This window comes from Brevibacillus sp. SAFN-007a (assembly GCF_051967035.1).
Classification (GTDB): domain Bacteria; phylum Bacillota; class Bacilli; order Brevibacillales; family Brevibacillaceae; genus Brevibacillus.
In genome coordinates this window covers 544374-556384 of the sequence record NZ_JBQCKK010000001.1, presented here as the reverse complement: position 1 = coordinate 556384, position 12011 = coordinate 544374, and the positions used below count along the sequence as shown (strand labels likewise).

Genomic DNA, 12011 nt, shown 5'->3' with positions numbered 1-12011 from the left:
ATCCGCTTTTTCGTTCGCCAAAAAGACCTGGCTGCTCGCCGGGTCTTTTCCTTTACCCTCCCATTTGTTAGCGCTATAATAGGACAAGATGATTTTCCACCAAGAAAGGAGCTCCGTATGACTAACCAGGCGCTGTTCGCCATCGGCATCTTTTTCGTTACCTACGCATTCATTATCAGTGAAAAGTTGCACAGAACCATCGTCGCCATGAGCGGCGGAATTCTCATGGTGTTGTTTGGCATCGTTACGCAGGAGCAGGCGCTTCACCACATCGACTTCAACACGCTTGGCCTCTTGATCGGGATGATGATTCTCGTGGCCGTAACGGCGCAAACCGGCGTATTCAAATACGTGGCGATTCGCGCAGCCAAGCTGGCAAAAGGCAAGCCAGTCCGCATCCTCGTCTACTTGAGCATCATCACCGCTTTCGCCTCTGCTTTTCTGGACAACGTCACCACGGTGCTCTTGATCGTCCCCGTTACCTTGAGCATCGCCAGACAGCTTGAGCTGAATCCGATTCCTTTTTTCGTCAGCGAAATCATTGCCTCGAATGCAGGCGGCACCGCCACCTTGATCGGCGACCCGCCCAACATCATGATTGGCAGTGCCGTGCCGGAGCTTGACTTCATGGCGTTTTTGCTGAATTTAAGCCCGATCATTGTCGTCATTATGGCGCTTACCATCTTGTGCCTGGTTTTCATTTATCGAAAACAGCTGCGTACCTCTCCGGAGTTGAGCGCCAAAATCATGCAGCTCAACGAACGCGATGAAATTACCGATACGAGCCTTCTGAAAAAATCGTTGACCGTCATGGCCTTGACGATTATCGGGTTCATGCTGCACGGCGTCCTGCACCTGGAATCCGCGACGATCGCCCTCACCGGCGCTTTTCTGCTTCTCCTCATCACCGGAGAGCATTACCTGGAGGACGCCATCAGCAAAGTCGAATGGAATACGATCTTCTTTTTCGTCGGCTTGTTTGTTCTCGTGTCGGGCCTGGTAGAAACAGGCGTCATCGCGAAGCTGGCGAGCCAGGCGATCCACCTCACAGGAGCAGATGCGCTGAAAACGTCGCTCTTGATTCTCTGGATGAGTGCGATTGCTTCGGCATTTGTCGATAACATCCCGTTTGTCGCCACGATGATCCCGATGATTAAAGAGATGGGAACACTAGGGATTTCCCATCTGGAGCCGCTGTGGTGGAGCCTCGCTCTCGGCGCATGCCTGGGCGGGAACGGGACGCTCATCGGTGCCAGCGCCAACGTCATTGTCGCGGGTATCGCCGTCAAGGAAGGACATCATATCGGCTTTATCAGCTTCATGAAAGTGGCTTTCCCGCTGATGATTATGTCGATTGTCGTTTCCCATCTGTACATTTACTTGCGCTATTTTGTCTGGTAAGAAGAAGACCGACAGCTTGCCGCAAGCAACCGAGATCACGTCCATGCTGGGCGCACAGCAAAAGACTCCGCCGCTGTTCACTGCGACGGAGTCTTTTTTACGTACGGTGAGTGCGCTTCCTACAAAACGTCCACAAGGTCACGGATGTCATCCAATATGTAGTCGGCTTGCCTTTCTTCAAATTGGCTGTGGGCTGCCTGACCGGACAATCCGGTGAGTGTCGCCGCGAACTGGCAGCCGATGGAGCGAGCCGCGAGAAAATCGGCCAGGGAGTCTCCCACAACCAGCACTTCTTCGCCATTGGCGATCGGCAGCGGATATTGGATCACGTCAAGGTCCGGGGTGGACAGCCCGAGCATGCCTTTCAGATACGAAAACGGATGCGGCTTGGACAAAGGCACGTAATCCGGGCAGTTCTCTTCTGCTGCGAGCACATGAGAGGCGGTCACGATGCGTTCGGGGTCAAACCACTCCAGCAGGCCCATCTCGCGCAACGGAACGTGCGTCTCGATGCTGGGACGGCCTGTGCCGATGCCGAGCGTGTATCCGCGTGCTTGTAACGTACGGAACAGCTCGATCATGTCTTCAGGCGGCACAATCGGAATCTCGTCTGTCAGGAAGCCCTTTTTGCCTGGCTGCATCGTTTCGCGCCCGATTGATGCGGCTACGCGCTCATCGCCCAGATACCATTCCTGAAACGTTTCCTGCACCAGCTGCCACAGCGCGCAGTTCGGGGCGAACATCCTCGTTTCCACTCCGCACCGCTCGCGGGCCAACTCGTTCACATACAGAAGCAGGTCTGCCTTTTGCGCCGAGCTTTTGGCAAAGTCAGCGAGAAAGGCCGCGTACTCGACTTGAAAATCAGGAGCGTAGACGCGTGCCCATTCGCGCAGCCGGGCGAGCTCTTGCCGCTCCAGCGGAACGGTGAGCAGGCTTGCCGCTTCCGGTACTTGCGGCTTGAGCCGCTCGATCAAACGGATCAGCTGATAGGAAAAGGCGAGAAAGACCATATCCCAGTTCGAATTGATGCCGCGAGACTTGATGAACTGCAACACTTCCTCCTGCGCGAAGACTTGCTCGCGAATACGCCGGATTTCCGCTTCTTCGGGCGCCGGAGTAAAGGAGTCCCCCTGCAATCCGAGGTACACCGGACTGAACAACAGCTCCCATACCGTCAGCGCGGAAGCATCGAAATAGCGTTCTTCGCTGAGCATAACCCCATCCACGTCAAACAAGATCGTTTTGATCATCTCTCTCTACACTCCTAGTTGTTTTCGCCTGTACCGTCAAGGCAATCGTAAAGGTCGTACCCTCTCCCAGCTTGCTTTGCACGCCGATTGTCCCGCCGTGCGCTTCGACGATGTTTCGCGCGATGGCCAGGCCAAGTCCGGTCCCGCCGACACGCCCGCGTGTCCGCGCCTTGTCGGCCTTGTAGAAGCGCTCGAACACAAACGGCAAATCCTCCTGCGGAATCCCGCTGCCCGTATCGCTGATCTCGATCAGCAACGTCTTGTCGCCACGCGCGCGAATCGTGACGCTGCCTCCGCTCGGCGTGTGCCGGAGCGCATTGTCGATCAGGTTGGTCAGCACCTGCTCCATCCGATCCGGATCGATATAGACCTCGCTGTGCGACGTCGTCACTTCCAAGAACAGCGTAATGCCGCTCTCCCGGGCCAGATTGGTGAACTTGCGCTGAATTCGCTCCAAATAAGGACGCAGCTCCACAATCTCCTGGAACAGCTCGACGTGACCGGCTTCCATGCGTGCCAGGCTGAGCAGTTCATTGACCAGCTTGGTCATCCGCACCGACTCGTCGTAAATGATTTGCGCAAGCTCCTTGTGCTCTTCGGGCGTTGTGGCAATATCGTCGACGATCGCCTCGCTATAGCCTTGCAGCATGGACAGCGGCGTGCGCAGCTCGTGCGAGACATTCGCCACGAAATCGTTGCGCATTTTGTCCAGCTTTCGCTCCTGGGTGATGTCGCGCAGGACGGCGACCGCCCCGCGGATTTGCTCCCGATCATTGAGCGGCACCATGACCAGTGCCCAAATGCGGCCCTGCACGGGAATGTCCTCGGTAACCTCCTGCCCGGTTTGCACGACTTGCTGGTAATAGGTAAACAGCGGCACCTGCTCGTCCTGATGCTCGAACTTCCAATCGCGCAAAAACCGCTCGGCCGGCGGATTCGTCACGGCAATTTTCCCGTTGGCGTCGATCATGACCACCCCGTCCACCATCGAGCGCAGGACGCTTGCGAGCTGCTCCTTTTCCTTGGACAAGGCGTCGACAAGCTGATTCAGCTTGCTTGCCATCGTATTGAACGAGGCCGCCAGCTCGCCTGTTTCGTCTGTCGTTCTGATCGGAACCTCCGCATGAAAATCGCCTTCCGCGATCCGGTGCGCCGTCTCCTTCATCTGCCGCAGCGGAATCGTAATCCGCGAGGACAGGAAGAAAGCGAAGACCGTCGTCGAAACGAATGCAATCACGCCGACGATAAAAATCAAAAATCTCACTTCGTTTACGGTATCGTCAAAATCTTCGACAGCCTGGTACATCACCACCGCGCCCTGTTTGCCCGGCGTGACCTCCAACGGCACCGCCACCGCGAGCATTTGGACGCTGCTCATATGGTCATTGGGGTTGTTCGAGGCCACCTGCAAATAGATCCGTTGCGGCGCGGGACGTTTTCCGGCCAAGGCTTCGGACAGATGCAGGGCCTCGTCTTTCAGCAGCTGCTCGACCGGAATGTCCGGCAAGCCGTTGCCTTCGCTTTTTCCAATGACCTGGCGGTTTTCATCCAGCACGACCATTCCCGTATGGTGGACAAGCCCAAAGGTCGCAGCCATTTCCAGCGCTTTGCGCTTGTCCGGGCTCGCTGCCAGGCCCTTGGACAGCCCCTCTGCCAGCTCCTGCAAGTTTTTGGTCTGACGGTTGCTGTAGAAGCTGTCAAACGACTGCACGAGCAGCAGGCTGAAGATCGTCAACACAAGCGCAAACAAAGCAATGATCGTCATCCATAGCTTCCCGACAACGCTGCGAAAAATAACGTCCACTTATTTCGGCACCTCTAGCTTGTAGCCGACTCCCCAGACGGTCGCGATCATATTGGCCGCCTGCGGAGAGACCCGGTTCAATTTTTCGCGGAGCCGCTTGATGTGCGTATCTACCGTCCGCAAGTCTCCGAAAAACTCGTAATGCCAGACATCCTTGAGCAGTTCCTCGCGCGTAAACACTTTGTCCGGCGACAGCGCGAGATAGTGCAACAGCTCGTACTCTTTTGGCGTGAGGCTCACTTCCTGGCCGCTCGCAATGACTTTGTGCGCGTCATGGTCGATCGTCAGCTCAGGGAAAACCAGCACCGAGTGGCTGTTGAACGTCTCCGTCTTCAAGTAGGCGGTAGCGGAGGAACGGCGAAGAATCGCTTTTACCCGGTACATCACCTCGCGCGGGCTGAACGGCTTGACCACGTAGTCATCCACCCCCGCCTCAAAGCCATGCACGCGGTTGGTTTCCTCGCCTTTTGCCGTGAGCATGATGATCGGGGTTGCCTTGAACTCGCGAATGCGCTGGCATACTTCAATACCGTCCATTCCTGGAAGCATCAGGTCGAGCAAAATAATGTCGTAATCGCTGCCGACCGCCATCTCTACAGCCTGCTCGCCGTTGTCGGCCTCGTCGATGAGGAAGTTCTCTCTTTCCAGATACATTTTCAGCAGACGGCGAATGCGCTCCTCATCATCTACTACGAGAATACGTGCCATTTTTTCCATGTCTAACACCTCTTCGCCAATGGTATCGTACAACGGGTTGAAGATAGTCCAAAAAGCTGGCGCCATCACCAGCTTTTTATAAGAGTTATGTTACACGCCTGCGTAAGAGTGCAAGCCGGCTATGACCAGATTGACCACGACCAGTGTAATTAAAATGATAACGAATCCGATGACGGACATCCAGGCTGATTTCGCGCCGATCCAGCCGCGGGATAAGCGCAGGTGCAAATACGCGCTGTAAAACAGCCAGACGATGAGCGCCCACACTTCTTTCGGATCCCAGCCCCAGAATCGTCCCCATGCTTCCTGTGCCCAAATCATGGCAAAAATCAAGGCGCCCAAGGTGAACACAGGATAGCCGATACTGATGGCCCGGTAGCTGATTTCATCGAGCAGCTCGGGTTCGATGCCTTCCAGAGAAGGCCGGATCACAGCGCCGAGACGCTTGCGGAACACCAGGCGCAATGCGCCGTACAGGACCACACCCGTGATGATCGACCACAGCATCGTATTCAATTTGCGCGCGGCGTCCCTGCCTTCCATCCAGGTCGGAGCTTCAAACCACGGAGTCATCGGCCCGGCTTGTACAATTTTCGAATCGGCCGGAGCGACGATCGCTGGCATCGTGTACTCTACCCGTACCTTTTCCATCTCGCCGACCGCGTTCATCTGCTCCATGTTCATTTCAAAAATCGTCCGCTGTTCCATTCTGGAAAACGTGGATTCCATCAAAATGAACCCTACGAGCATCAAAACGACAGCCAGCACGAATTCCAGCCACTTGGTGCTGCGCACGGATATTTCTTGCGGGACCGTGCGGATCAAATACATCAGGCCCGCCGCGAAACCGACTGCGAGAATCCCTTCTCCCAGCGCCGCCGTGGTCACGTGAATGTGCAGCCAGTAGCTTTGCAGCGAGGGAATGAGCGGCGTCACTTCCTTCGGGAACACGTAGGAATACGCGAGCATGATAACCCCGAGCGGAAGGACGAACGCCCCGATGACCGTCAGCTTGTAGATGCGGTACAGAATCAGATAGGCCAGGATGATACAGTAATCCAAAAAGGCCATAAACTCAAACATGTTGCTCGTCGGGCTGTGTCCGCCGCCAATCCAGCGGGCAATCACATAGCCTGTCTGCGCCAGAAAGCCAACGACAGCAAGCCAATAGGCAATCCGGCCATACCGTTCCTCATGTTGTTTCGGATCGCGTCCCGCCCAGTTTTTCCCCGTCATCGCCACCACAAACACAATCGACGAGATTACGTACAGCAAAAACGCAATATCCAGTAACCAGTCACTCAATTGTATGAGCTGCACGTCGAGTGTACCCCCTTGGAGCTTTTACGCCCTCGTTTTTTCTTCAATCGTGACAGGGAGCCGCACCTGTTCCACCAATCCGTCTACTTCCCGGCGAAGTCCGAACCAGTTTTTGTTCGTATGCGCCGCCAGCAAAATCGTTCCGTCCTGCGTCTGCACCCAGATGCGGCGATGCTGCCAGAAGAAGCCCATTGCCACCCCGATCATAAAGATGAACGCGCCGAAGTAAATCAGCGGCACAGCCTTGTCGATCCGTACGTTCAAGCCGGAAATGTCGATCAGATCGGGCTTGTGGAAAGTCAGGCCGAAGCGGCCATCCGCTTTTTGCGTCAGAACCGATCCTTGTAAATACACCAGCTTTTCGCTTTGCTGCGTGGCTTCATCAAAGACCTCCAGCGCGACCATCGGATTTTTCGGCAGATTGGTCTGCGTAGCAGGCTTGCCGTCTTTGCCCATGATAAAATCCGGGAAGTAATCCAGGACCCGCACTTTGATCCCGGCTGCGACCTCTTGCTCTGGTGCCGGATTGTACAGATCGACCTTGAACGCGCCCAGCTCCTTGTCTCCGTTTTTCACGTCAACCAGAACAAAATTGAGAGCGCCGAGCTGCATCTCCTGCACCCCTGACTGATAGATCGCAATATCTCCCTCTATCATCGGATGGTTGACGATAATCGGCCCTTTTTGCACTTCTACCAAATCGGGCTTTTTCCCCGGTACGTCCGCGTTTTTGTTCACATACAGGACGGCATCGGTCTGGAATTTTTTCGGGATCACTCCCCCGTTCAGCTCCAGTTTCTCGGGCATTTCTTCTTCCGACCAGTACTCCGTCTCGTAGTTCTCGTTTTTTATATAGTAGGGCGTCTCTGGTATCGCAACCGTTTGTCCCTCGCGCACCCAGACGAACTCGTCCAGGTAAAAGCCGGGAATGTTGCGCATGAGCACACCGATCAGAAACAGAATCAAGCCGATGTGGTTAATATACGGCCCCCAGCGGCTGAAGCGGCCTTTTTCGGCCAGTATCGCCCGTTCTGCCCGGAAAATCCGGTAGCCTTTTTTCTTCAGGACCATGGCCGCGTCATCCAAAAGTGCAGCCGGATCTGCTTCCGGGGCCAGCTCTCCTTCGGCAAACAGCTTCTGTCCCTTCAAGAACGACTTGTGCTGGTTGAGGCGCGGCTTGCTGAGCGCCTTGTAGAGCGGAACGACCCGGTCAAGACTGCAAACGACCAGCGAGGTTCCCAACAGGACAAGAAGCGTCACGAACCACCAGGAAGAGTATAGATTGTGAAATCCAAGCTCGTAGTACACGGTGCCAAGCGTTCCGTACGTCTCCGTGTAGAACCGCGCCACATCGGCTTCGGTCGGCACCGGAACAGGTATGTATTGCTGCTGCGGAAACACCGTTCCGACCGCAGAAGCAACCAGAATCACCACAATGATACCGATTGCAAATCGGACCGAAGAAAAGGTATTCCAGATCTGGTCAATCCCCTTTTTCGTGTACGTCTGGGAACGCCGTGCCATCCCTTCGTAGCGCATGTCGGGAAACTGTGTCTGCTCGAAAACTTCCACATTCAACGGCTTCCCACAGAATTCACAGAGCAGCGTTCCGACGGGATTCGTATGTCCGCATTCACATTTTCGCTGATCCATATGGCTCCTCACTTAGGCAAAATTTTGGACAGTTTGTCCGTAATCATCGCCTCATTTAATTGCCCGATCACAATTTCCTTGACTTCTCCATCTGGCGCGATGAAAAAGGTCGTGGGAATCGGACCGATCCGGTACAGCTTCGTAATTTGCGACTGGCGGTCCAGCAAAATCGGAAAATCGACGCCGAACTGTTTGACAAATGGCTCGACAGCCACGGGAGACTCTCCGATGTTCACACCGAGTACAACCAGCCCTTTGTCTTTGAACTTGTTGTACTGCTCCTGCAAGGCCGGCATTTCCTTTTTACAGGGTTCACACCACGTCCCCCAAAAGTTTAGCACGACGCCTTTCCCCTTCAAATCGTCGAGAGCCAGTTCGGGTCCGTTCAGCTGTTCCAGACTGAAATTCGGGGCGTCTCTCCCTACTTTTACCGCATTCGGGTCCTTCACGAAGCTGGAGTAGAGAGCAAAGACCAGGGCGACAAGCAAGAGGCCCAGCACCGCGATTCTGACGTATGTACGATTGCTTTTGTTCATGATGCCCATACTCCCATCTACTACGAATAAATTGCAGCCCATTCCATTATAGCGTTCCTGGATTTTCCGCCAGCGCATAACTTATGAACAGATTTTGAACGAATCACGGTTTAGCCCCTCGGCTCCGCCTGGTTGGAACCAGTCCCTGCCGGAGCTTGTCTACCTCCTGGCGCGACAGCGGACGATACTGGCCCGGCCGCAATCCTTCCAGCGTCAAAAACCCGATGCGAATGCGCTCCAGCTTCAAAACGGGATGGCCAATCGCTTCGCACATCCGGCGGACTTGCCGATTCCGTCCTTCGTGGATCGTCAACTCGATGAGTGCCTTCGCATTGCCCGGTTCTGCCTTCACCAGTCTGGACGCTCCCGGCGAAGTCATGCCGTCCTCCAGACGAATTCCGGTCGCGAGCCTTTTCAGCTTGTCCGGGCTTGGCACGCCCCGTACCCAGGCGCGGTACACCTTGTCGATCTCATAGCTCGGATGGGCAAGCTTGTTGGCGAGATCGCCGTCATTCGTCAGCAAGAGCAAGCCTGACGTATCATAGTCGAGCCTTCCTACCGGATAGACGCGCTCCTTTACTCCTGTCAGCAAGTCGGTCACAACCCGCCGTCCGCGGGGATCGGAGACGCTGGTAATGACGCCCGTCGGCTTGTACAGCAAATAGTAGACGTGCTCCTCCAGCGCGATTTCCCGGCCATGGACCGTAATCCGGTCGGTCGCCGGATCGACCTTCCTCCCTTGCTCGTGCACGACCTGGCCGTTTACCTGCACGTGTCCCTGTGCGATCAATTCCTCACAATGCCGGCGAGAGGCGACTCCAGCATGTGCCAATACCTTTTGCAAACGTTCCATTGTTGGATCACCTCTCCCTCATCATACCCATTCTTACCAGTGTGGACAAGAAAAAGGGAAAAACTTCCCCGACGCGCGAGGAAGTTTTCTCGATCCACATGGTTGTATTCCCTTCAGGAGAAGACATAGGAGACGATCAGCAAGGAAAAAATGACGCCGGCCAGGTCTGACCACAGACCTACTTTCAGCGCGTAGCTCGAATTGCGAATCCCGACGGCGCCGAAGTACACGGTCAAGACGTACAGCGTCGTGTCTGTACTGCCTTGCATCGTGGCCGCCAATCGGCCGAAAAACGAGTCCGGCCCGTATTGGGCGATCAAATCGGTCGCAATCGCAAGCGAGCCCGTCCCGGTCAACGGGCGCAATAGAGCGAGCGGAACCAGTTCTTCGGGAAAATGCAAGAGGTCGAGCACAGGCTTGATCCCTCGCAAAAGCAAATCCAGCGCCCCCGATTCGCGAAACATGCTGACGGCGACCATCATCGCAATCAGGTGGGGCAGGATGCGGATGGTCGTGGTCAGCCCCCCTTTTGCCCCTTCGACAAACGTTTCGTAAACCGGAACCTGCCTGTGCCACCCATACACCAGGACAAACGCGATCGTAACGGGAATCGCCCATAGCGAGAGCAGGGATACCCATTGGTACATACGGTTTCCCCCTAATTGTGACGTCGTAAATGACGATAGCGATACCAGCGGTCGATGAGAAGCGCCACGATCGTTGCCGCAAAGGAAGAGACCAGCGTCGTGCCGACAATCTCCACCGGATTAGCCGAGCCGTACTGCATCCGAATGGCAATCATCGTGGTAGGAATAATCGTGATGCTCGCTGTATTGATGGCAAGCAGGGTACACATCGCCGGGGAGGCGTGCTGCTTATCCGGATTGAGCTTTTGCAGCTCTTCCATGGCTTTCAGTCCCATCGGCGTCGCCGCGTTGCCCAGCCCGAGCAGGTTGGCGCTCATGTTCGACAAAATGTAGCCCATGGCAGGGTGACCTTTTGGCACATCGGGAAACAGCCGCTGGATCACCGGAGACAGGACCTTGGACAACAGCGCTAGCAGCCCCGACTTTTCTGCCACCTTCATGATGCCCATCCAGAACGCCAGCACGCTCAGCAGGCCAAAGCATACGGTGACGCCCGTTTTTGCTCCTTCGAAGGCGGCGGCGTTGACCGCTTCCATCCGCCCCGTGACGGCTGCCACCACGATGCTTGTCACAATCAATCCGAGCCATATGACATTAAGCACTCCACAGCCCCCCTGCCACAATGTCCCAGAGTTGCTTCCAAAATGCATGCGCGCCCGTCAGCGGCTGGCTGCTCGTCGGGCCGTCCGCGCGCACGAGCAGCGGAACCTGCCCGATCATCGTATCCTTCAAATACAGCTGCAAAAAGCCGACAAGCTGCCCATCCATCTTCGGGGTAATCGTCGATTGGCCCACTACCACGCGCTGCTTGATCCCCGCCTCCTCCGCCGTCTGGAGCGGATAGCGAAACGCGCTTTGCGTCACCAGATGGGTCCCTGCTTCCATCGTGAGCGGCATCTCCGGCTGGACGTCCTGCCCCGCCCCGACCAGCTGCTTCACCGGAAACTGGGCAAATCCGTAGTCCAACAGCTTCGCCGAATCGTTCCAGTCATCGGAAGCGTTCAGCGTAATCGTCGCCAGCTGCCTTCCGTCGCGCGTGGCCGATGCGGCGAGGCAACGCTTGGCGAGCTTCGTATAGCCGGTTTTGACGCCGTCCGCTCCGTTGTACAGGTGCAGCATCTTGTTTTTGTTCAACAGCCGTCTGTCCCACTCCTCGCCTTCCCAGGAGATATCCTTGACTTTGGTGGACACGATCTGGCGAAAGACGGGATTGCGCAAGGCGTAGGCGGACAGCTTCGCCATATCTTCCGGCGTGGAGTAGTGCTGGTTGCTGTCATCAAGCCCGTGCGGATTGGTAAAATTCGTGTGCTCCATCCCGATCATGGCGGCTTTTTCATTCATCAAATACGTAAAGCCCGGGACTGAGCCGCCGATATGGGTAGCGATGGTGACGGCAGCGTCGTTTCCCGAGCGAAGCATCAGACCGTAGAGCAACTCCTCCAGCGTCAGCTTCTCGGAGCGCTTCAGGTAGATCGACGAGCCTTCGACGCCCACCGCTTCCGGCGGTACGGTCACCACCTCGTCCAGCTTCCCCGTTTCAATCGCCACGATCGCCGTCATCGTCTTCGTCAGGCTGGCAATCCGCATTTTTTTCGAGCCGTTTTTCGAGTAGAGAATCCGCCCGCTGGCTACATCAATCAGGGCCGCCCCCTCGGCAGACAGGCTTGGCGGCGCTTGGGCTTCTGCTTTTGGTGCCGGAGCCAGCAGGAGCTGTATAAAAAGAAAAACGACGAGTCCGCCGGACAGAAGTTTTCGCACGTTCATAAACGTCCTCCCCATCCCAAAAGTACAACGATACACAGGTTTGTACATATATATGGGGACGAGTCG

The 12011-nt window shown here is 55.8% G+C and carries 11 protein-coding genes; 1 reads left to right on the top strand and 10 read right to left on the bottom strand.

The genetic code is table 11. The features are described from left to right. Positions 1-117 precede the first annotated feature (117 nt). The gene (locus ACTHO6_RS02825) at positions 118-1401 is read left to right on the top strand and encodes an SLC13 family permease (protein WP_440239113.1); all 1284 of its coding nucleotides are present in this window, start codon (positions 118-120) and stop codon (positions 1399-1401) included. A 119-nt stretch (positions 1402-1520) separates the two neighbouring features. On the opposite strand, the gene ACTHO6_RS02820 is transcribed toward ACTHO6_RS02825, so the two are convergent. From ACTHO6_RS02820 to ACTHO6_RS02775, 10 genes are all read right to left on the bottom strand, one after another. Continuing rightward, positions 1521-2651: an HAD family hydrolase gene (locus ACTHO6_RS02820; RefSeq protein WP_440239110.1), complete on the bottom strand. Its 1131-nt coding sequence runs from the start codon at positions 2649-2651 to the stop codon at positions 1521-1523. Next, entirely contained in the window at positions 2629-4455 is a 1827-nt protein-coding gene (locus ACTHO6_RS02815) for an ATP-binding protein (protein ID WP_440239107.1), read from the bottom strand. Before ACTHO6_RS02815 ends, ACTHO6_RS02820 begins: the two co-directional genes overlap by 23 nt. Beyond that, positions 4456-5172, bottom strand: coding sequence for a response regulator transcription factor (locus ACTHO6_RS02810; RefSeq protein WP_005835983.1), 717 nt, complete (start codon positions 5170-5172; stop codon positions 4456-4458). It lies immediately after the preceding gene. Between the two features lie 90 nt (positions 5173-5262). Further along, complete coding sequence (ccsA, locus tag ACTHO6_RS02805) at positions 5263-6492, bottom strand: cytochrome c biogenesis protein CcsA (protein ID WP_440239103.1); 1230 nt, start codon at positions 6490-6492, stop codon at positions 5263-5265. 24 nt (positions 6493-6516) lie between these two features. Continuing rightward, positions 6517-8145, bottom strand: a complete 1629-nt coding sequence (gene resB / locus ACTHO6_RS02800; RefSeq protein ID WP_440239100.1) for a cytochrome c biogenesis protein ResB — start codon at positions 8143-8145, stop codon at positions 6517-6519. 8 nt (positions 8146-8153) lie between these two features. Further along, positions 8154-8681 (bottom strand): thiol-disulfide oxidoreductase ResA, encoded by a 528-nt coding sequence (gene resA, locus ACTHO6_RS02795; RefSeq protein WP_440239098.1) that lies wholly within the window; start codon positions 8679-8681, stop codon positions 8154-8156. A gap of 103 nt (positions 8682-8784) precedes the next feature. Further along, positions 8785-9534: a pseudouridine synthase gene (locus ACTHO6_RS02790; RefSeq protein ID WP_440239096.1), complete on the bottom strand. Its 750-nt coding sequence runs from the start codon at positions 9532-9534 to the stop codon at positions 8785-8787. A gap of 113 nt (positions 9535-9647) precedes the next feature. Continuing rightward, complete coding sequence (locus ACTHO6_RS02785; RefSeq protein ID WP_440239094.1) at positions 9648-10181, bottom strand: spore maturation protein; 534 nt, start codon at positions 10179-10181, stop codon at positions 9648-9650. 11 nt (positions 10182-10192) lie between these two features. Continuing rightward, positions 10193-10783 carry a nucleoside recognition domain-containing protein gene (locus tag ACTHO6_RS02780; RefSeq protein WP_440239091.1) on the bottom strand — a complete coding sequence of 197 codons (591 nt, stop codon included), beginning with the start codon at positions 10781-10783 and terminating at the stop codon, positions 10193-10195. Continuing rightward, positions 10776-11945 carry a D-alanyl-D-alanine carboxypeptidase family protein gene (locus ACTHO6_RS02775; protein WP_440239089.1) on the bottom strand — a complete coding sequence of 390 codons (1170 nt, stop codon included), beginning with the start codon at positions 11943-11945 and terminating at the stop codon, positions 10776-10778. The genes ACTHO6_RS02780 and ACTHO6_RS02775 overlap by 8 nt, the downstream gene beginning before the upstream one ends. Positions 11946-12011 lie beyond the last annotated feature (66 nt).

Excerpts from the sequence above, each read along its gene's own strand:
- resB (WP_440239100.1), bottom strand. The coding sequence starts at position 8,145 with ATGGATCAGCGAAAATGTGAATGCGGACATACGAATCCCGTCGGAACG.
- ACTHO6_RS02775 (WP_440239089.1), bottom strand. The coding sequence starts at position 11,945 with ATGAACGTGCGAAAACTTCTGTCCGGCGGACTCGTCGTTTTTCTTTTT.
- ACTHO6_RS02790 (WP_440239096.1), bottom strand. The coding sequence starts at position 9,534 with ATGGAACGTTTGCAAAAGGTATTGGCACATGCTGGAGTCGCCTCTCGC.
- ACTHO6_RS02785 (WP_440239094.1), bottom strand. The coding sequence starts at position 10,181 with ATGTACCAATGGGTATCCCTGCTCTCGCTATGGGCGATTCCCGTTACG.
- resA (WP_440239098.1), bottom strand. The coding sequence starts at position 8,681 with ATGAACAAAAGCAATCGTACATACGTCAGAATCGCGGTGCTGGGCCTC.
- ACTHO6_RS02825 (WP_440239113.1), top strand. The coding sequence starts at position 118 with ATGACTAACCAGGCGCTGTTCGCCATCGGCATCTTTTTCGTTACCTAC.
- ACTHO6_RS02810 (WP_005835983.1), bottom strand. The coding sequence starts at position 5,172 with ATGGAAAAAATGGCACGTATTCTCGTAGTAGATGATGAGGAGCGCATT.
- ACTHO6_RS02820 (WP_440239110.1), bottom strand. The coding sequence starts at position 2,651 with ATGATCAAAACGATCTTGTTTGACGTGGATGGGGTTATGCTCAGCGAA.